20 protein-coding genes and 2 pseudogenes are annotated in these 20,103 nt (G+C 52.5%); 17 read left to right on the top strand and 5 right to left on the bottom strand.

Annotated features, from left to right (window positions below; translation table 11 throughout):
* The first annotated feature begins 56 nt into the window (after positions 1 to 56).
* The 4 genes and pseudogenes from ACESLK_RS26610 to ACESLK_RS26595 all read left to right on the top strand — a co-directional run bounded on the left by ACESLK_RS26610 (position 57) and on the right by ACESLK_RS26595 (position 3,323).
* Positions 57 to 2,402: a universal stress protein gene (locus tag ACESLK_RS26610; protein WP_373232824.1), complete on the top strand. Its 2,346-nt coding sequence runs from the start codon at positions 57 to 59 to the stop codon at positions 2,400 to 2,402.
* A pseudogene (locus ACESLK_RS26605) lies at positions 2,387 to 2,617 on the top strand (ABC transporter permease); the annotation flags it as partial. The gene ACESLK_RS26610 and the pseudogene ACESLK_RS26605, both read left to right, overlap by 16 nt.
* Before the next feature lie 17 nt (positions 2,618 to 2,634).
* Positions 2,635 to 2,859, top strand: coding sequence for a hypothetical protein (locus ACESLK_RS26600; RefSeq protein ID WP_373232823.1), 225 nt, complete (start codon positions 2,635 to 2,637; stop codon positions 2,857 to 2,859).
* A complete protein-coding gene (locus tag ACESLK_RS26595) occupies positions 2,856 to 3,323 on the top strand; it encodes an SRPBCC family protein (protein ID WP_373232822.1) in 468 nt (155 codons plus the stop codon). The genes ACESLK_RS26600 and ACESLK_RS26595 overlap by 4 nt, the downstream gene beginning before the upstream one ends.
* A gap of 484 nt (positions 3,324 to 3,807) precedes the next feature.
* Here the strand turns inward: ACESLK_RS26595 and ACESLK_RS26590 are convergent, their stop codons facing one another.
* Complete coding sequence (locus tag ACESLK_RS26590; protein ID WP_373232821.1) at positions 3,808 to 4,200, bottom strand: DUF1304 domain-containing protein; 393 nt, start codon at positions 4,198 to 4,200, stop codon at positions 3,808 to 3,810.
* A gap of 270 nt (positions 4,201 to 4,470) precedes the next feature.
* Here ACESLK_RS26590 and ACESLK_RS26585 point away from each other — a divergent pair, with 270 nt between their 5' ends.
* Positions 4,471 to 5,049, top strand: coding sequence for a DUF4256 domain-containing protein (locus tag ACESLK_RS26585; RefSeq protein ID WP_373232820.1), 579 nt, complete (start codon positions 4,471 to 4,473; stop codon positions 5,047 to 5,049).
* 162 nt (positions 5,050 to 5,211) lie between these two features.
* On the top strand, positions 5,212 to 5,397 hold the full coding sequence (locus tag ACESLK_RS26580) for a hypothetical protein (protein WP_373232819.1): 186 nt from the start codon (positions 5,212 to 5,214) through the stop codon (positions 5,395 to 5,397).
* Here ACESLK_RS26580 and ACESLK_RS26575 read toward each other — a convergent pair.
* Positions 5,386 to 6,024 carry a hypothetical protein gene (locus tag ACESLK_RS26575; RefSeq protein WP_373232818.1) on the bottom strand — a complete coding sequence of 213 codons (639 nt, stop codon included), beginning with the start codon at positions 6,022 to 6,024 and terminating at the stop codon, positions 5,386 to 5,388. The two genes, ACESLK_RS26580 and ACESLK_RS26575, sit on opposite strands and share 12 nt — an antisense overlap.
* 160 nt (positions 6,025 to 6,184) lie before the next feature.
* On the opposite strand from ACESLK_RS26575, the gene ACESLK_RS26570 reads away from it, so the two are divergent.
* The 7 genes from ACESLK_RS26570 to ACESLK_RS26540 all read left to right on the top strand — a co-directional run bounded on the left by ACESLK_RS26570 (position 6,185) and on the right by ACESLK_RS26540 (position 14,749).
* The gene (locus tag ACESLK_RS26570; RefSeq protein WP_373232817.1) at positions 6,185 to 7,051 is read left to right on the top strand and encodes a helix-turn-helix domain-containing protein; all 867 of its coding nucleotides are present in this window, start codon (positions 6,185 to 6,187) and stop codon (positions 7,049 to 7,051) included.
* Positions 7,052 to 7,122: 71 nt separating this feature from the next.
* Complete coding sequence (locus tag ACESLK_RS26565) at positions 7,123 to 8,922, top strand: sensor histidine kinase (protein WP_373232816.1); 1,800 nt, start codon at positions 7,123 to 7,125, stop codon at positions 8,920 to 8,922.
* Positions 8,919 to 9,707, top strand: coding sequence for a response regulator transcription factor (locus ACESLK_RS26560; RefSeq protein WP_373232815.1), 789 nt, complete (start codon positions 8,919 to 8,921; stop codon positions 9,705 to 9,707). Before ACESLK_RS26565 ends, ACESLK_RS26560 begins: the two co-directional genes overlap by 4 nt.
* 107 nt (positions 9,708 to 9,814) lie before the next feature.
* The gene (locus ACESLK_RS26555; protein ID WP_373232814.1) at positions 9,815 to 11,221 is read left to right on the top strand and encodes an ABC transporter substrate-binding protein; all 1,407 of its coding nucleotides are present in this window, start codon (positions 9,815 to 9,817) and stop codon (positions 11,219 to 11,221) included.
* A 252-nt stretch (positions 11,222 to 11,473) separates the two neighbouring features.
* The gene (locus ACESLK_RS26550; RefSeq protein WP_373232813.1) at positions 11,474 to 12,448 is read left to right on the top strand and encodes a carbohydrate ABC transporter permease; all 975 of its coding nucleotides are present in this window, start codon (positions 11,474 to 11,476) and stop codon (positions 12,446 to 12,448) included.
* Positions 12,449 to 12,451: 3 nt separating this feature from the next.
* On the top strand, positions 12,452 to 13,345 hold the full coding sequence (locus tag ACESLK_RS26545; RefSeq protein ID WP_373232812.1) for a carbohydrate ABC transporter permease: 894 nt from the start codon (positions 12,452 to 12,454) through the stop codon (positions 13,343 to 13,345).
* A gap of 51 nt (positions 13,346 to 13,396) precedes the next feature.
* Positions 13,397 to 14,749, top strand: a complete 1,353-nt coding sequence (locus ACESLK_RS26540) for an extracellular solute-binding protein (protein WP_373232811.1) — start codon at positions 13,397 to 13,399, stop codon at positions 14,747 to 14,749.
* A 119-nt stretch (positions 14,750 to 14,868) separates the two neighbouring features.
* Here the strand turns inward: ACESLK_RS26540 and ACESLK_RS26535 are convergent, their stop codons facing one another.
* Positions 14,869 to 16,314, bottom strand: coding sequence for a hypothetical protein (locus tag ACESLK_RS26535; RefSeq protein WP_373232810.1), 1,446 nt, complete (start codon positions 16,312 to 16,314; stop codon positions 14,869 to 14,871).
* A gap of 191 nt (positions 16,315 to 16,505) precedes the next feature.
* Between ACESLK_RS26535 and ACESLK_RS26530 the strand changes: the two genes are divergently transcribed.
* Positions 16,506 to 17,207 carry a dihydroorotate dehydrogenase electron transfer subunit gene (locus ACESLK_RS26530; RefSeq protein WP_373232809.1) on the top strand — a complete coding sequence of 234 codons (702 nt, stop codon included), beginning with the start codon at positions 16,506 to 16,508 and terminating at the stop codon, positions 17,205 to 17,207.
* A complete protein-coding gene (locus ACESLK_RS26525; protein WP_373232808.1) occupies positions 17,188 to 18,120 on the top strand; it encodes a dihydroorotate dehydrogenase in 933 nt (310 codons plus the stop codon). The genes ACESLK_RS26530 and ACESLK_RS26525 overlap by 20 nt, the downstream gene beginning before the upstream one ends.
* A gap of 17 nt (positions 18,121 to 18,137) precedes the next feature.
* Here ACESLK_RS26525 and ACESLK_RS26520 read toward each other — a convergent pair.
* Positions 18,138 to 18,399, bottom strand: a pseudogene (locus tag ACESLK_RS26520) (helix-turn-helix transcriptional regulator); the annotation flags it as partial.
* Positions 18,400 to 18,498: 99 nt separating this feature from the next.
* On the opposite strand from ACESLK_RS26520, the gene ACESLK_RS26515 reads away from it, so the two are divergent.
* Both ACESLK_RS26515 and ACESLK_RS26510 read left to right on the top strand, forming a co-directional pair.
* On the top strand, positions 18,499 to 18,963 hold the full coding sequence (locus tag ACESLK_RS26515; RefSeq protein ID WP_373232807.1) for a VOC family protein: 465 nt from the start codon (positions 18,499 to 18,501) through the stop codon (positions 18,961 to 18,963).
* 148 nt (positions 18,964 to 19,111) lie between these two features.
* On the top strand, positions 19,112 to 19,672 hold the full coding sequence (locus tag ACESLK_RS26510; protein ID WP_373232806.1) for a YdeI/OmpD-associated family protein: 561 nt from the start codon (positions 19,112 to 19,114) through the stop codon (positions 19,670 to 19,672).
* 164 nt (positions 19,673 to 19,836) lie between these two features.
* Here the strand turns inward: ACESLK_RS26510 and ACESLK_RS26505 are convergent.
* A partial coding sequence (locus tag ACESLK_RS26505; protein WP_373232805.1) for an ATP-dependent Clp protease proteolytic subunit occupies positions 19,837 to 20,103 on the bottom strand: 267 nt, incomplete at its 5' end.

Genomic DNA, 20,103 nt, shown 5'->3' with positions numbered 1-20,103 from the left:
ATCCTCGCTCCATCTCAGTGGGATGGAGCGAGGAATTACGATGTGGGAGAGATAGCATGGAGCCGTTTAAGCGTAAATCGGCGGAAGAAATTTTGGCCTCAATTATGAAGCTGCGCCAAGGAAGGCTGAACATTTTGGTCGGAGCTTTCAGCGGCTCCGGCAAGACCTACCATATGCTTCAAGAAGGCTTGGGCCTAAAGGAGCAAGGTTTGGATGTCGTCATTTGTACCGTATCTGCGATGCAGCGGCCGGAGGTCATTCGGCAAATCGGAGATATGGAAATAATTCCGGGCATTCGCTGGTTTAACAATGACGAGGAGCGCGAGGATCTCGATATGAATCAATTGATCGAGCGTCGCCCGGAGGTTGTGTTAGCTGATGGTTTGGCGCATCGAAATCGGAAAGGAGCAAAGTTTCCTACCCGACTCGATGACATTCAATATTTGCTCGGTCATGGCATTAGCGTCATTACGACGGTCAATATCTATGAACTGGAAGATGCTACTGAAGTGGCGCGTCAATGGACGGGCATGAAAGTCGAAGAAACGGTTCCCGCTCATACGCTTGAGCTCGCCGATGAGGTCCGCCTGATTGATGTGACTCCGGAAACGCTGCTGGAGCGGGCATTCGACGGACAACTGAGCAATCAGATTCCGGATTGGTACAAGCGAGGAAATCTGGCCAAGCTTCGCGAATTGGCGCTGCGCATGGTCGCTGGGGGGGTGAACGGGGCGTTGGAGAAGCACCGAGAGGATCAAGGATTGGTTGGTTCTTCGGGGGTAGCGGAGCGCATTCTCGTATCTGTGCAATATCACTGGAACGGATCTATTTATGTGCGAAGAGGACAGCAAGTTGCCAAACGGCTGGGCGGAGATTTGCGGGTGGTTTCGTTCGTGCATCCGAAGAAGTCGTTGTCCAATGAAGCAGCGGCATTTAGAACATCCATTATCCGACTGACAGAGAAAGTGAACGGGATATTTGAAGAAATCCCGCTCTATTCCCGTAGGGAGCTGCCCGGCAAACTTATGCAGGACGCGGTAAGCCACAATGTGAGCCGTATCGTCATGGGACATTCCCGGCAGAGTCCTTGGCAGGATTTCTGGAAGGGAAATATTGCGTATCGTTTGTTGAAGAAGATTCGAAATATTGACTTGCTGTTTGTCGCTGATCGTACGGAGCGCGAGGGAGAGCGGATATTACCGGCACGCAGCCAGAGCGAGGAGCAGCGAGGCAGATATCGTCGGTTATCGGAGACGGAAGTAGAAGCACAAATTGGTCGAATCCGCAGAGGGAAATGCAAAATTTATATCGGTGCGGCTCCTGGTGTCGGGAAGACTTATACGATGCTGCGTGAAGGAAACGACTTGCTTGCCAAGGGAGTCGATGTTGTCATCGGCCTGATCGAAACACATGGACGCAAGGAAACACTTGCTCAAGTTGGTTCTTTGACGGTAATTCCCCGCATGCAGCGCAGCTATCGTGGAACTGTACTCGAAGAAATGGACGTAGAGGCCGTTTTGCGTCGCAAGCCCGAAGTTGTATTGGTGGATGAACTGGCGCATACCAATATTCCCGGCAGTGAAAACCGCAAAAGATACGAGGATGTGCTTACCATTTTGGAATCGGGCATCTCGGTTATTTCAACGATGAATGTGCAGCACTTGGAAAGTCTGAATGATGCCGTAGAGCAGATTACGGGCATTCGTGTCAGAGAAACGGTACCGGATAGCATGCTGCATCAGGCAGATGAAATCCAATTGATTGACGTAGCGCCGAGAGCGCTGCAGGAGAGAATGAAAGCCGGTAAAATCTATGCTGCAGACAAAGTGAACGAGGCGCTTGGCCGCTTCTTTAAGCTGGGAAATCTGATTGCGTTGCGGGAACTTGCGTTGCGGGAGCTTGCAGATGATGTGGACGAGCGTCTTGAATCGTGGGATAGGCGCGATTCTCTCAGAGGACCATGGCGAAGAGAAGAAATGATCTTTATCGGTATCACGCCCGGTCACCATGCAGAGCGCTTGATTCGCCGGGGCTTTCGGATTGCATTCCGGTTAAAGGCAAAGTGGTTTGTCGTCTACGTGCATGTTGGACCTGCTATGACAGAGAAGACGGCTGCGCGTATGGATGCATTGCGTCAGCTCACGGTTCTTTTAGGAGGAGAGTTCGACTTGCAGTACCGTCATTCAGACCGACAAGTAGCTGCATCGCTGCTTGACATGGCAGAACATCGCAAAGCTACACAATTGATCGTGGGACAGTCTGCACGGGACGGCTGGAAGCGATGGACAAGAAGAAGTGTCGTGAAAACATTGTTGCGTGATGCTCGCCATCTGGATGTCCTCGTAGTCTCGGAATTCGATCCGGATATACAGCTTGGGGAGAGTAAACGGATAACTATGTGAATTACCTGCTGCCCGGTATCCTGCTGATTGCCATTGCAAGCGGCATATCCTATACGGCTTACCGTCTATTTATAGATATGCAAAGAGGTATCTTCGAGCGGCTCCACTCCATGCCGATCGCGCGTTCAGCCCTGCTATGGGGACATGTGCTGACCTCGCTGGTATCCAATGTCATTTCAGTTGTCATCATAATTTTCGCAGCGCTGGTTATGGGCAGTTTTTAGCGAGAAAAATGATCGGGTACCTGCGAACGGACTTGCTCATGATTAGCCAAATGTATCATGAAATGATGGAGCGCAACCGAAAATTGTTCCTCATTGTATTGAGCGATAACGAATTGGCTGAAATCCGCGAAAAGGCGCAGAAGCATCCTAGAAAACTACTGGAGCTATTGACGAATTATTTTATAAGATCAAGCGTCGATTTGTTCGTCAGGGCGCTGGAGGTGACACTATGAAACATCAGAATACCGAATTGCGAAAGCTTGTGGGTCAAACGGCAGCTGCAGGTTTCCAAGTTGGTGTGAGAAGGACGTTCCCCATCTCGCCGGAAAGGGTATGGTCGTTTCTAACCTCGCCCGAAGGCACAACATTGTGGCTTGGAAACGTATCGCCTCTTGTATTTAAGGAGGGGGAGATTTTTGCATCCGATGAGGGGATTTCAGGCGAGCTCCGGGTAGTAAAGCCTTTGCGGCAGCTTCGCTTAAAGTGGGGCAGGAAGGATTGGGCGAAGCCGTCCACGCTGCAAATCCGTCTGTTATCCAGTCATCCCGATCGAACGACGATCAGCTTCCATCAAGAGAATTTGGATCATCCGAACATGAGAGAACAAATGAAGCTGCATTGGGAGAACGTTCTAAGTGCCATTTGGCAGAAAACAAGCGCCGTAAACGATGAAGAGGAGATGGGTAATGATGAATAAATTCAGCCATATCGATCTTATAAGCCGAATCCCAATACAGTAGGGTGGATACGGGCTGCCAGTGGTTTAACGACAGTTCCTCAATGAACTTGTTATCCGTATCTATCCTCCAGATGGCACCCTTCGAATAATAATACATTAATATGAATAAAAACACAAACAAAGCCGCACGAAAGTATTGCAACCGGACTGGATGATGATTCGGCGCAGCCGGTCGTTCATTGATAGAGACCGCTCTTTCTATTCGGTTGGGTCGAATTTATAACCGAAACCTCTGACCGTATGGATGAATTTCGGTTTCATCGGATCGACTTCTATTTGGCAATGAGGTTGGAAAGAGTAACTTGGATATCTTCTACAGATCCAAGCGCGCAAGGAATACTCATCATCAACGTAATCAAATAGCAGTAACGATGTCGGAGGATAAGAGGCGGCCATGATCGACTTTCTGGACGATCAGGCTGCGTGTCTTCTTATTGCTCGACTATAGTACCAGTCCGATAGCCAGCACGATTACGCCGAGTGTTGGCACGATTCCCTGCTTCAGCGCGGCGATCGCCTTGTCTGGGCTGGACAGCACAAGTACGAGCGCTGCTGACGCCATTGATCCCGTCCCGGCGAAGACTAATGCGGCCCCTACAGCCTGCTGTCCGGAGGCAACGAAGATGATGCCGATGATGACGGAAATCGCGAGGAATAGGTTATAGAAGCCCTGATTAAACGCCAGCGCCCTCGTCGTCTTCGCGTTCGCCTCTTCCTCGGTCGTCCCGAACGTGGCCCTGGCGCGTAGGCCCGTCCATGCGAAGGACTCCAAGTAGAAGATAAAGATGTGGATGAGTGCCCCGATTCCCGCGAGCACGAGCCCTGCAATGATCATGATGTTCCTCCTGCTGCCCGGAGTTGCCTCCAGGAAAATATGTAATGATTCTTCCAGTATACACTGCTCAGATCGCTGGGGGGACCTCGCATGTAATTTATTTTCCGAAGATGATAGTATTATTGTCGAGAAGGGGAAAGTGAATGCTATAGGTGGTCACGAATCCAGGAAAAGGAGGTTAACATGACGAACGGAAACAGAAGCGACGTCAGGGAGCGTTTTCCGAAAGATTTAACAAACTTTGAGAACCATTTGAAGGGAGAAAATAACATGACCAAGAGTGGTAGCAGCAACAAAAAGGAGTTACTACCGGAGCAACGCGAGGGACTGCTTAAAGCTTTGAAGGCCCGTTTCGAGAAAAACATGAACCGCCATGAAGGTCTGGAATGGGCTAGTGTGCAAGCGAAGCTCGAAGCAAATGCGGAAAAGCTGTGGTCGCTTCACGAAATGGAAAGCACCGGCGGCGAACCGGATGTCGTCGGCCAGGACAATAAGACGGGCGAATACATTTTTTACGATTGTTCGGCGGAAAGCCCCAAAGGCCGTAGAAGCATCTGTTACGACCGTGCAGCGCTGGAGGCGCGGAAAGAGCACAAACCGCACAACAATGCCGTTGAAATGGCTGCCGACATGGGCATCGAGCTGTTAACGGAAGAGCAATACCGGGAACTGCAGCAGCTGGGCAATTTCGATCTGAAAACGTCAAGCTGGGTAGTGACGCCTGCAATCATCAGAAAACTGGGCGGGGCACTTTTCTGCGATCGCCGTTACGACACTGTCTTCGTGTACCACAATGGAGCGGACTCCTACTATGGCGCAAGAGGCTTCCGCGGCTCGCTGAGGGTGTAAAACTAACCGTGTATCGAAAGCCGGCCGAGACCGATACGATTACCTGCCCGGCATCCTTTGCCGCGCTAACGAGAACTTTCCCGCCTCGTTCGGAGCACGGAAGCCGCTGCTACCGGAAACCGGTTCGAGGATGTTGCGGCAAGCGCGTGGTATGCATCCGCGGTGGAAGCGGGCGCAAGGGGCGGACTGGTGAACGGAATAGGCGAGACGCGATTTGCGCCTGAAAGCGGTTGCTGGAGGATATCGGATTTCTGGAACACACGGGCGATTAAATCCAAGCCGATATTCGCTAACCGAGGTTATCCCGCACGTGCTTATCGCGCGTGCGGGGTAACCTTATTTCCTTGAGAGGGATGTTGACCAAAGCGCATAGCCCAACCAGATAAAAGCAAGTCCCATGGGTACCGCCAAGATTCGGTCGAGCGGATGGGGGATGATTCCGCCTGCGAGGGTCACCGCTGCGCCAAAGGCAAGGAGGGCAGCCCCCAAGCGCGGGAGAACGCCGGCACGAAACGTTGCGATGCCAAGCAAGAGCCCGCCCAGCAAATAGAGAACTCCCGCTATCGGCGCTAAGGCCGGGAGCACTCCAAGATCAACCTCGCTGTCCGCTCCGCCGAAAATCCCCAAGAACCCCTCCACAAATTTCGAAGCCTCGGTTGTGAGCAAAGGCAATACAAAAGCTTCGATGAAGCTAAAGGCGATTGAAGCCAGCCAGAACAGGCTAAAGGCAAGAAAGCCGACTAACCCCAGCAATCCGGTCTCTCTCACCTGTCTTGCATAGATCCCGGTGATTCCGATCAGGCTGAAGAGGGACATAACGACTGTCAAGCATGCGACGATCACCCATGAGGCTGTATTTACGGACGCAACCTGCTCTAATGGATGTACGAATTGAATAACGATATATAGCGTGCCTGCCAATATAGCGAATAAGCCTGCCCAACGGATAAGATCTGCTGTTGTTACTTTGTTCATAGAAATCCCTCTTTCTGCTTTTATGACAACAATCTATCAAAGCAAGCCGACTTTTACTTTTCAATTCTTGCTGTAATCGCCTTTCCCGGGATGCTCTTGTTTGCATCTGTGCTATACTGATCTCGAAACAATCGGTAAGGATTAGGGGAGATGAACGGGGATGGACCATCATAAAGTCGTAGAGGATGCTTTGGCGCATATCGAGAACAATTTGCAAGAATCTCTATCCGTGGATTCCGTTGCAAGCGTCTTTAATCTGTCCAAATTCTATTTTCACCGCTTGTTCTCAGCCATGATGGGCTGTTCGTTAAGCCAATACATTCTAACCAGAAGATTGAATGCATCGTTAACCTTCATTGATAATAAGGAGCTGTCCCTGACCCAAATTGCTTACCAGTTAGGCTTCGGTACACAAGCCTCTTTCACTCGCGCCTTCAAACGTCAGTACGGTATACCGCCAAGCTCGCTAAGAACGGAAAATAAGTCGATTCCTCCCGAACCATTGCCTTCCGTAGTTAGAAGACCTTTTAAGAACATGAACGGCGATGTTGTCACTGATTTTAGCTTAACGGAACTGGAAAGCATCAAGGTGAGCGGAGTAGCTTTCGAAGTGGATTTAGCCGAAGATTACAAGACGGAGATTCGCTCCCGTTCAAAAATGCTGCTAAACCGTATTGACGAAGCGGTGAACGGTCCATGTTACGTGATCTACTCCAACTGTCAACCGAATTCAACCCGATTCAAGGTTCTGTGCGGAATTCCGCGCGAAGTGCGGATCAATGAGCCTTATTACTTTGTCGTGGATGTCCCTGAACTCTTTTGTGCCAAGTTCAAATATACGGGGGATATCCTCGACATCGGGGAAGTCTTAAAGACCGATTATGCCAGATTTTTAAAGGTCTCCAAGCAGGAAACGGAGGCTTCGCATATCGAGCTCATTCAGGTTTTCGACGACATCCGCAATCTTGAATCTCCTTATCACGTTTATGCGCCTGTCAAAAAGCTGCCTATTGATTCTGAGTGTTAACCGTTTGACATTATCTAATACGAATAAGTTCCGTTGGGGCTAGATCTACTAAAAGCGAGGAATGGGTGCATGTGAGAAAGTGGGCGGAGCGGCTCATCAATATGCGAGAGATCAACACCCTGAGAAATCAGATTTTCGTCGTCTTTACGCTGACGATGATCCTTGTACTTACGTTCGCGGGCGCGTTTATTTACCGCGAAGTTTCCGTACTTCTCAGGCAAAGCGCGGCCAAGCATATCCAGCAGACCGCGATTCAAGCCAACGGGAGACTGGATGCGCTGCTGAAGCAGATCGATTCGCTGACGACCCAGGTATCCGCGGATTCCTACGTACAGAAGCTGCTGTTAAAAGAAGTTCAGGGAAAACGGTCAAATTTTAACGAACGTCAGTCGCTGCTGCAGATCGCCAACAACTATATGGCCTATTCCTCCGGCATCAGCTCGCTGGAGCTGTACACGCTGGACAACCGGCGGCTGTTTCCGCTTGACGATTCCAGCATCAATCGCATATCCGGGGACGAGCTTGCTGCCGCGAACGCTCAGAAGGGACGCATCGCCTGGATCGGCATGGACTCGCGCGTGCCGGACACGGTGCTCGCCATTCGCCGCATCAATCTGATGGACAATTCTTACTTGCCTGGCGGTTATCTGGTCATTCATATCAATCGGGAATATTTCGATATGTACGGACCGGAGGTGATGAACGATCCTGCCAGAAGCCGAGAGTTCATGCTGTTGAGCGACAGCGAGGGCAACCCGATCATATCGGATATCGACGACGAAGCGGCGCAGTCGGTGTTCGCGCAAACCGGAAGCACCGTGATGCTCGGACAGGAACGGATGCTCGCCGTCCGGCAGCATTCCGAAGTGGCCGGCTGGAGACTCGTTCTGCTCATGCCGGTCGAAGCGGCGACGGAAGGGATTTCCGTGCTGCGAACGGCTATTTATGTGTCCATCGGCATCGCCGCGATTGTTTTTCTGTTGTTAACGCTGCTGTTGTCGACGATGATCACGCGGCCTATCCAGCGGCTGAGAAGAAGCATGCGCGCCGTCAAATTCGGCGGCCTGAGGCTGATCCCCGTCAGTCGCAATCGTTTCCGGACGCTGGAGATCAGCGAACTGAACCATACCTACAATCAGATGGTTACCCACATGAACGAGCTGATTCAAGTCGTCTACGAGAAGGAAATTACGCAGAGCCGCACGGAGCTCAAGGCGCTGCAGGCGCAGATCAACCCGCACTTTTTGTTCAACACGCTGGAAGCCTTCTATTGGTCGTTGGAGGAAAAAGAGGAGAGCGAGCTGGCCCGAACGATTCTCGCTATGTCCGGATTGTTTCGCTATGTCATTGGCAGCGCGGCGGGCAACGAAGAACGGGTGACGATTCGCGACGAGCTGGAGCACGCGCAGCGTTATTTGCAAATTATGAAGATGCGTTTGGTTGATCGCTTGAATTGGAGCATCGACGCGGACGAACGTTTGCTGCAGGCGCCGATTCCGAAGCTGATTATACAGCCTCTGGTGGAGAACGCGATTCTGCACGGCGTCGAGAGCCGCATTGGGCCCGGCTCGGTGACGATTCGCGTATTTTCCGCCAGATCGGGCATTGCAACGATCGCCGTCATCGACGACGGGCTTGGCATGGACGAAGAGACGCTGACCTTACTGAAGCAGAGCATCGAGGGGGCGGCCTCGCAGGATCCGAAGAACGGCGCGGGAGTGGCCATGTCCAACGTGCAGCGGCGTCTCAGGCTCTATTATCCGAACACGGCGGAACGCGTCGGCGGTTTGCAAATTGACAGCAAATCTGGCGTCGGAACAACGGTAAGCTTCGAAATTACGATTCCTCCGGAAGGGGACGAACTGTCTTGAAAACCTTATTAATCGTGGATGACGAACCGCGCACGCGCCTCGGTATCCAGAAGACGCTTGACGCCTGGTCGGCGGGCCGACATCGGATAGAGACCGCCGCAAGCGGAGTAGAGGCGCTGGAATGGCTGAATTCGCATACGGCCCATATTATCATTACGGATGTGCGAATGCCGGAAGTTGACGGCTTGCAGATGCTGGAGAAGCTGTCCGAGCGCGGGCGGCTGCCTGTCGTCATCGTCATCTCGGGCTATGCCGAGTTCGAATACGCGAAGAAATCGCTGCAGCTTGGGGCGTTCGAATATATTCTCAAGCCGCTAGACAAATCCTTGCTGATCGACGCCGTGCAGCGGGCGCTTGAGCTCGACAGCGGAAGGGAGCGCATCGATGCGTTGGAGAAGCTTGTCGATCCGAAGCTGCTTGAAGTCGGCCGGGACGAGGCGCGTTACGGCGCCGCGATCAAGGAGGCCATCGACTACATTTATGTCCATCTGCACGAAGCGATCAGCATGAAGCAGGTAGCGGATCAACTGCATCTGAATGCGAGCTATTTCAGCGTGCTGTTCAAGGAGCAGACGGGCGTGACTTTCAGCGATTATGTCACGCTTAGAAGATTGCAGAAGGCGAAGGAACTGTTAGTTACGACCAGCATGCCGATCTGGGAAATTGCCGAGAAGGTCGGGTACCAGACGGCCAAATATTTCATTAAGGTGTTTAAAGAAAACGAAGGCTCGAGCCCCAGCCAGTATCGGCATCGGATTTTGGATACCGGGCAATCGATCCAATAAAAGTGGAATTTCTCCCAATCGTCGGTTACTTATGCGCTTACATAACTAGCATTATAATTGTGAGAGCGGTTACAAAGTAACTGTATGTACAAAAGGGAGGACATGGTATGAAACGCTTTTTAACTGCGGCCACTGCGATTTTCCTGTTGGCTTCCGTTCTCGCCGCTTGCGGCGGCAACTCGAATTCGTCCAACAACGCAGGAGCAAGCTCGAGTCCAAGCACGGGGGGAAGCAGCAGTTCCGAGCCTTCGGGGGGAGACAAGCCCAAGGAGAAAGTCACGATCAATCTCTGGAGCTTCACGGACGAAATTCCGAACATGACGACCAAGTATCTGGAAACGCATCCGGACGCGAACGTCGAGTTCAAGACGACGATTATCGCCACGACGGACGGCGCTTATCAGCCGGCGCTTGACCAGGCGCTTGCCGCCGGCGGCAAAGACGCCCCGGATATTTTCGCGGCGGAAGCGGCGTTCGTACTGAAGTACACGCAGGGCGACGCATCCGATTATACGGCCAACTATGCGGATCTCGGACTGACCGACGATATGGTGAAGGAAGCCGGCATCGCGCAGTACTCGGTCGATATCGGCAGCAAGGACGGTCAACTGAAAGCTCTCGGCTATCAAGCGACAGGCGGCGCGTTCATCTATCGTCGCTCGCTGGCCCAGGATACTTTCGGCACGGACGATCCGGCAACGATCAAGAACGAAATCGGTCCCGGCTGGGATAAATTTTTCGAAGCGGCCGCCAAGCTGAAAGCCAAAGGCTACGGCATCGTCTCCGGCGACGGCGATATTTGGCACCCGATCGAGAACAGCTCCGACGTGGGCTGGCTCGTAGACGGCAAGCTTCATATCGATTCGAAGCGGGAGCAATTCCTCGATCTCTCCAAGAAGCTGAAAGACAACGGCTTCCATAACGATACGCAAGACTGGACGGAAGCCTGGTACGCGGATATGTCCGGCACCGGCAAGCAACCGATCTTCGGCTTCTTCGGTCCCGCTTGGCTCATCAACTACGTGATGAACGGTCAAGTGAAAGACACGAACGGCGACTGGGCGGCCACCGAGCCTCCGACAGGCTTCTTCTGGGGCGGCACCTGGCTGCTGGCGAACAAGGACGTTGCCAAGAACGACGCCAAGAAAGCGGCCGTTGCCGACTTCATCCACTGGGTGACGCTAGACACATCCGATACGGGCCTGCAGAACTACTGGGCTAACGGCACGATGAAGGAAGGCGAGCAAGGCACGAAAGACAGCGTCGCATCCGCAGTCGTCATGTCGAAGTCGAACGGCCAAATCGAGCTTCTCGGCGGACAAAACATGTTCGACGTGTTCGTTCCGGCCAACGCCAACGCTTCCGGTAAGAACTTGACTCCATTCGACGAATCGATTAACAGCATCTGGCGCGACCAAGTACGCGAATACACGGCGGGCAACAAGTCCCGCGAGCAAGCGATCGCGGACTTCAAGCAACGGGTCAAAGATGAATTGAACATCGATAGCGAATAATAAGCGCCGAGGGGCTGTCCCATAGTAATGGCGTAGAAGATTATCGATGAAAAAGGTGGGCATCTATCTCCTGGAGACTGCCTCATACGGTCCTGAAATCACCTATTGACGGGTTTACCGTTCCCATTTCAGGAGCGTATAGCATCGGAAGGAGATAGATGCCCATGACATCATTCCATCGATAATCGTTCGGTACGACTTGGTTTACTTATGAGACAGCCCCTTCATAATTAATTTGATGGGGTGAGAGTCATGCGGCGCAAAGGAATCAACTATTCGAAATACGGCTATATCTTCAGTCTGCCTTTTATTTTTGCGTTCCTGGTATTCTCGTTGTATCCCATTTTATACACCGCGGCAATCGGGTTCACTAATTTACAAGGCTTGATACCCAAGCCGATTCAGATTCTGGATAATCCGTTTCAGAACTTCAAAGACCTGATTTACCATAACGTTGCATTTAAAACATCGCTAACCAATACCTTGCTGCTCTGGATTGCGAACTTTATCCCTCAGATCGCTCTCGCGCTTTTGCTGGCCGCCTGGTTTACCAACCAGCGTCTCAGAATCCGGGGACAGGGCGCGTTTAAGGTTTTGCTCTATATGCCGAATATTATCACGGCTAGCACGATCGCCGTGCTTTTCAGCACGTTGTTCGCCTACCCGATGGGTCCTGTGAACAGCTTGTTCGATTTGATGGGCTGGTCCGACGAGCCGATCTTCTTCCTTCAGGACAAGACGACGGCGCGCGGCATCGTGTCGTTCATCCAATTCTGGATGTGGTACGGCAATACGATGATTATTCTTGTCGCGGGCGTAATGGGCATCAACCCCGCTCAGTTCGAATCTGCGGCGATAGACGGGGCGAACGGGTTCCAGACGTTCTTCCGCATCACGCTGCCGAGCCTCCGCACGATCCTGCTTTACGTGCTGATCGTGTCGATGATCGGCGGGCTGCAAATGTTCGATATTCCGCAGTTGTTCATTGCACCGGGCGGAGGTCCCGACAACGCCACGCTGACCACGTCCGTGTTCATCTACGGACAGGCGTTCAAGGGCAGTTACCTGTACAACCGCGCGGCTGCGGCAAGCATGATCATGTTCCTGATCGCGGCGGTATTGTCCGCCATCCTGTTCTACGCGATGCGCGACCGCGACGCGGCCAAGGTCAGGAAACAAGAAAAGAAGCTTAAAAAAGCTGCAAAAGCAGCGGCAAGGGGGGCGTAATTGGTGGCTAATGTGGAAAGAAACGGAACCGTCTCCCTGAACGCCAACGCAAAGAAGGAGAGCGGGAAGGTCGCCAGGGGCGTCAACAAGACGGTGATTTATATCGTGCTCATTTTTCTGGCGCTGCTCAGCATTATGCCGTTCTGGATCATGTTCGTGAACGCTACGCGTTCCACGCCGGAAATCCAAAGCGGTCTTTCCTTGCTTCCTTCGTCGCACTTGGCAACCAACTGGAAAGTGTTGATGGATAAGAGCTTCGATCCCATTCAGGGCTTTTTTAACTCGCTGATCATCTCCGGCGCCGCGACCCTGTTAACGGTTTATTTCTCGTCTCTGACCGCCTATGGGCTCACGGTATACAATTGGAAGATGCGCCAGCCGTTCTTCACGTTCATCATGTGCGTCATGATGATCCCGGCGCAAGCGAGCGCTATTGGCTTCTATCAGTTCATGTATCAGTTGCACTGGACGAACAACTTCCTGCCGTTGATCCTGCCGGCTATCGCGGCGCCCGCGGTGGTGTTCTTCATGCGGCAATACCTGCTAGCCACGCTGTCGATCGAGATGGTGGAGGCGGCGCGGATCGACGGATCGGGAGAATTCTATACCTTCAACCGAATCGTCATGCCGATCATGATCCCGGCGGTGGCGACGCAGGCTATCTTCGCCTTCGTGGCCAATTGGAACAATCTGTTTATGCCGCTCATCCTTCTGACGCAGAAGGACAAGTATACGCTTCCGGTGATGGTCAGTTTGCTAAAAGGCGATATTTACAAGACGGAATTCGGTTCGATTTATTTGGGGCTGGCGCTGACTACGCTTCCGCTGTTTGTGATATACTTCCTGTTGTCCAGATATATTATCGCGGGCGTGGCGCTTGGCGGAGTGAAAGAGTAATCGTCCAAACCTTCTGCGGAATTGGCATGACGTTTGGTGGAGGATACGAACGTGAATACAAAAATTCGAGCGCTTATGGCCTTTTCGGTTGGTTTGGTTCTGGTTGTATCCGGTTGCGGGGAAAAAATGAACGACCGCATTCCGGACGCAGCCGAGGACGAGAAGGTGACGATCAATATGATGCACCTGTGGCCGGGAGCGGGCGCGCCGGGCCAACACCAGGTCGTAAACGAAATTATCGCAGAGTATCAGACGGAGAATCCCAACGTTACCATCAAGCAGGAAGTGCTTGATAATGAACGGTACAAAGCCAAGATCAAAGTGATTTCTGCCGTTAACGAGCTGCCGGATGTCGGCATGACGTGGGCGGCCGGGTATCTTCAGCCATTCGTTGAGGGCAAGCTGTTCACGTCGCTCGACGATTTGCTGCAGAGCGACCTGAAAGATTCGTTCGTTGCGGGAACTTTGGAAGCGTATACGGTAGACGATCATCTCTATGCGTTGCCGCTCGAGTTTAATATCGCTCCAATCTATTACAACAAAAAAATATTCGCGCAATACGGCCTGCAGGTCCCAACGACTTACGACGAGTTTCTGCAGATCGTGAAGACGCTGGCGGCCAATGGCGTAGAGCCGATCGCTCTGGGCAACAAGGATCGCTGGACAGGTTCGCTGTGGTACATGTATTTGGCCGACCGCATTGCCGGCACCCAGACGCTTGCGAATGCGGTTCAGGGTACGGCGGCCTTCACCGATCCGGGACTTGTCGAAGCGGCCAAGCGGGTCCAGGACCTGGTGGATATGAAAGCCTTTAACAAAGGCTTCAACGGTCTGTCGAATGACGAAGTCAAAGTGGATTTTGCTTTGGGCGGGGCGGCTATGTACCTGATCGGAACGTGGGAGCTCCCGAACTACACGACGAACCAGGATATTCAGCAATCGCTGCGGGACAACATCGGTTTCTTTAAATTCCCGACGATCGACGGGGGCAAGAGCCATATTGACAGTTGGGTAGGAGGTCCGGGCGTCGGCCTGTTCGTCGCCGAGAACTCTTCGGTCAAGGAGGAAGCGAAAAAATTCGTGAATTATTTCGTGAAGCGCTGGGGCGAAGAATCCGTAACCGGAGCCGGCGTAATTCCGGCTACGAAGGTGAACACGTCGAAAGTCGAGCTTCCGCAGCTTTACGTTGACCTGCTCGACCAAATGAACAGCGCGACAAAATTTACGCTGTTTGCCGACGTGCAGATGGCTTCGAACGCCGCCGAGGTTCATCTGAACGAGATCCAGGCGCTGTTCGGCAAGGAGATCACGCCGGACGAATTCGCCCAAGCGCACAATGCGGCTATCATGAAGGACAAAGACGCCGCGCAGAAGTTGTCCGAAGAAGGCGCAGACGAATGGTGACCAGCGAATGATACGCGCAAACGCTGTATGAGCGTTATCAAACCTTGCTGGCGGCCAGCCTCGACGATCGTGTAAGACAACGTTTGGCGGAGACCACGGCTTCCGTTCTTATACCATGATTATTCGGCCATGACGAACACGCTGCCGTAAGTTCCTTTGAAGGAAGGTTCTCCGAACGCCTCGACCCAGCCGTCATACAGCTTCCAGGACGTATCGCGGCGGACGATGACGTAGTCCGGCTGGTCATAGGAGACGATTTCAGGCAAGTAGACCGAGAAGCCATGCATCGATCGCTCGAACGCGGTCCAGCCGAGCGTTCCTTTGGAGTCGGCGGTAATAAAGGGATCCTGTCTGCCGTCGGTCAAAATATCGCCGCCCCTGGACATGACGTAGCCGGAAGTGCCGTAGGTAGACAGCACCTTCGGCCGGTCACCATCCGCGGTACGCGCCATAATGTAGTTCATCTCGTCGACCGGATAATCCTCCGCGTTCACCTGCGGCGTCCTGACGAATACGATAGCGCTGTTGACGACCAGCCCGGCCGTCAGGCAGATCAGGACGGCGGACATGCGCAGTTGCGGACGCCACTCCCGCAACCGCGGCACAGCGTCCAGGGCGGCTGCGGCAAAATAAGGAATGAGCAGCCACATGAATAGGTTTTGCTTGAAGTTGGCGACGCCCAAGTACAAGATGCCCGCAGCCAGAAAGAATCGGAACGGTTTGCCGCGCACCGCATAAGGCAGCGTCAATACGAAGAACAGGAGCAGCAGCATAATCGGCAAGTTATCCAGCTTGTTGAACGAAATCGGATGCCATTCGTTGATGAGCATATTGAAATCGTTTTTCGTCACGGTCAGAATGAAGAACAGGCTTCGGAAGCCTCCCGGATTCAACAGCCCGACGAGCCAAACGCCCAGAAACGCAAAGATCCGCGGCTTGTTCAACTCTCTGTTCAGCAGAGATTCCAATAGCGCCATCCCCGTGAACACGGCAATGACAAGCCAGACCCCCGTATGGACATTGGCAACGAGCAGGGACAGCCCGATTAGGGCGACGGCAGGTTTCCAGCCGACCCTCAATTGAAATTCCCGCAAATACACGACAAACCAGACGATCAGTCCGGCGGAGATCATCTGCGGCCTGATTTTGAAATAACCGTAATAAATCCAGACGGCTGCCAGCAGCGCGATCAAGAGCAACAGCGGATGATCTTCCTCCATGCCCAGCTCCTTGCGCGACACTCGGGCAAGGCGAAGAAGTCCCGGTATGAGCAGCAGCAGACTGAGCGCGGTCAACAAATAAGCGCCAGGCCAGCCGAACGCTTGATAGAACAGCGCCAATACGATCTGAAAGCCGAACTCGTGAGGGATGTAAGGCAGCTTGTCTTCGTAGAACGTGTGGATAGCATGATAGAGCACCTGCTTGTGCTCTATCATGTAGCTTCCCAATTCGATATGCCAGAACGTATCCGGATCGTTAAAGGCATATTTGGGCAGCATGAGCAGCACGGCGGCGATGACGACGATGCCGTAGGCGATCGGAAGTTTAGATGATTTCATTTTCATGAATCGTACGCCTCTTGCACACTTTATTTTCTTGAATCTATCTATTTATTAAAGCATAATTCGAGATTAAAAAGAAACCCGATTCAGGTCGAGGCCGAGTTTATGCAATATGATATTTATCATAGGACTGCGGCTCCAAGTTTGCTATCGTGGGTAAGAGCGAGGCTCAGCCAACGATGGGGGTACGAGCGATGGCAAACGTGTTGTCTAACATTCGGATATCGTCCGACTGCTATATTCTTACGGTCGGCGGACAATTTGAAGGCAGAATGGGGCAATTTTACATGGTGCGGGGATGGGAGCTTTATCCGCTCTTGTCAAGACCGCTTAGCATCTACGATCTGAACGAGACCGGCATCTCGTTCTTATACCGCGTTGTCGGAAAAGGAACGCAGCGGCTGGCGGATCTGAGGCGCGGTGACCGGGTTGAACTGAACGGGCCGCTCGGGAACGGTTTCCCTGAGATCGGCGGGCGCGTGGCGCTCGTAGGAGGAGGGCTGGGCGCAGCGCCGCTTTACTTCGCTGCCCGGCAGCTGCCCGAATCAACCGCCTACCTCGGCTTCAGCCGCGAGGCGATCGCCGATGAGCCGTTTCGCTCGCGATGTGCGGAAGTCGTCGTTAAGATCGGCGGCAGCATCGTCGATGAGATCGATCCGTCGCGCTTCGACGCGGTGTTCGTCTGCGGCCCTCCAGCGATGCTTCAAGCGATGACGCGCAAAGCTCACCGATCCGGAGCGGCGCTGTATGTGTCGGCGGAGAGCCGAATGGCTTGCGGCGTCGGGGCCTGCCTCGTCTGTTCCTGTCCGACGACTGACGGCAACCGCAGGGTGTGCGCGGACGGGCCTGTATTTTCGGGAGAGGAGGTGCTGTGGGATGAGTGGGATCACGTGTAACATTGCGGGTGTGACGCTGCGTAATCCTGTGATAATGGCGTCGGGCACGTTCGGGTACGGACGCGAATACGCAGCGTACTACCCGCTGTCGCGCCTGGGGGGTATTGCCACCAAAGGCTTGACGCTTTTTCCAAGAGCAGGCAACCCGGGCGTGCGCGTCTGGGAGACGGCCGCCGGCATGCTGAACAGCGTCGGATTGGAAAACCCGGGGGTGGACGCTTTTATCAGCCGAGAGCTGGATTGGATGCTGGAGCAAGATACGACGGTGCTTATCAACCTCGGGGGCGGATCGCTGGAGGAGTACGTCGAGGGAGCGGCGCGCATCGACGCAGCTTGTCGGGAACGCACGAAGGCGGGCAAAAAGCTGCCGGTTCTGCTTGAGCTCAACATCTCGTGCCCCAATGTCAAAGAAGGCGGCATGGCGTTCGGCATAGAGACGGCGACGGCGCGAAGCGTCGTCCGGGCGGTACGGGAGGCGACAGGGCTGCCGCTTGTCGTCAAGCTGTCGCCGAATGCGCGGGATATCGTCGAGATGGCCCGCATGTGTGAGGCCGAGGGAGCCGACGCCGTGTCGCTGATCAACTCGGTGCTGGCGATGAAGATTGACATACGAGCAAGACGCAGCATCTTCCGCCAGACGTACGCGGGGTTGTCCGGACCGGCGATCAAGCCTATAGCGCTGCGTATCGTTCATCAGACGACGAAGGCGGTCGGCATACCGGTCATCGGGATAGGCGGCATCGCCTCTGCCGAAGACGCTCTTGAATTTGTGATGGCCGGCGCGGAGGCGGTTCAGGTCGGCACGTGGAACTTCGTCCATCCGTGCGCCGGGGCGGAGATCGCCGCCGGGATCACGGACTGGATGTGCAGCCAAGGGGTCGCGTCCCTCGACGACATTCGCGGTATTGTCTAGCTAGGCTGAATAATATCCCTACGATGTACGCAGAATCCTTTCAAGTACCAACTCATTTCGCTAAAATGAAGCTCGTACGGCTCGACTTTGGGGCTAACCATGGCTTCTATTTTTTTTTATCGTCATTTCGACTTCTTCGCTAATGAGAATTTGTTCCAATCCGCCGAGCGCAGTCAGTATATTCTCTATGTCGGCGTTACTTAAAAGACGCTTATCCCCCTTGTACTCCTCCATAATGCCGTAGCCGCCGTTCACTCCGTTGATCGCATAGATCGGAATTCGCCCTCATTTTTCTTGATTTCATTTCAGAATGGTGACATTAAGCTGTCACCTTTTCTCCATTATACTACAAGTATCTTAAGAAGGAGGTATTGCTTTATGTCAGCTATTGCCTATTTAAACTTTGCTGGAATTGCAGAACAAGCGATTGAATTTTATTCGGAGGCTTTAAAGGCGACTGAAGTGAAACAAGTTAAATTTAAGGATTTCCCTCAAGATCCAACCTATCCGCTGCCGGAAAACGAGTTAAACATGATCATGGAGTCTTCCATCGAATTCGCCGGCGGGAAAATCATGATGTCGGATATTTTGCCTTCTATGCAGGCGGTAACAGGCGAGGTGGTAAAAGGAAATCATATGATGATCAGTCTAGTCATCGAGGATAAACAAAAACTGGAGGAATACTATAATCATTTGTCCGTCGGCGGCCAGGTTATCATGCCGTTATCCGAATATCCTTGGTCTTCGTGCTTTGGAATGCTGGTGGATAAGTTTGGGGTTTCCTGGAAGTTTAATCGTGACGCAGATCAGTTTCTGGATAGAGTCATTTCAAACAAGCAGTAACTCCTTCTAAAAAAACTGCGGCTGACCAATTGACCTACAAATAGCTAGCCAGATCGCTAGGAGTAATTGGTCCGTCGTAGAAAAAAATGAAGTATGGGGGATTTTATTACGGGAAATAGGATCCATGTAGAAAGGGGGTGCATGATGGATGAAAATTGAGAATCTGATCCCTGCCCAATCGAGAGAAGAGTTGAGAAATTGGCTGCAGGAAAAGGGGAAGACGGAAAAGTCTTGCTGGGTTCTGGTTCGTATGACGCCCGTCAAGGATCGGCTGCTTTATTTGGACGCCGTCGAGGAAGCTTTGTGCTTTGGATGGATCGACGGGGTCAAGAAGAAATTTTCCGATAAGGAACTGGCTCAGAGGCTGTCTCCCAGAAGTAAAAAAAGTTCATGGACGGAACTGAACAAAGAACGGGTCCGTCGCCTTGAAAAGCTGGGGTTAATGACAGACGAAGGAAGAAGGGTTCTTCCTGATCTGAACCCTGATTCTTTTCGAATAGATGAAGCTATTGAGCAGAGGCTAAAAGAGGAAAAGCAAGTATACGATCATTTCATGGCATTCCCAGACCTCTATAAAAGAGTTCGGATCGACACGATACAGAGCGTTAAGGATCAGCCGGAACGGTTTCGGAGCCGACTAGACAAATTCATAACCAACACTAGGGAAAACAAAATGTACGGTCAATGGAATGATCATGGACGATTGTAACTGCTCTAATAGTAACATCGGGGAATCTTTGGCGGATTTGCATCTCTGCATCCAATAGATCAGACGCTTTGACATTTTCGAAATAAAGCACACCGTAACCGTCTTGGTACTCAACGGTGTATTCAAGCTCTTCATTTTCCAAGCGCTTCACCTCAATTCGCTCGTTATTGTGCTGCATATATCACTTTGTCAATTAACCCGTATGCTTTTGCTTCTTGGGCATCCATAAAGTTGTCTCTGTCGGTATCTCTTTCAATCTTTTCAAGTGCCTGGTCTGTTTGTTGAGACAATATCTTGTTTATTTTATCTCGTAATCGAACAATGCGTTTGGCGCTTATTTCAACATCAGTTGCCTGACCTCGCGCTCCGCCGAGAGGTTGGTGAATCATGATTTCACTGTTAGGAAGTGCGAGCCGTTTACCCTTCGCTCC

Source organism: Cohnella sp. (assembly GCF_041640265.1).
Lineage (GTDB): Bacteria > Bacillota > Bacilli > Paenibacillales > Paenibacillaceae > Cohnella.
The sequence above is the reverse complement of the archived record's forward strand: the minus strand, read 5'-3'. Positions and strand labels throughout refer to the sequence as shown.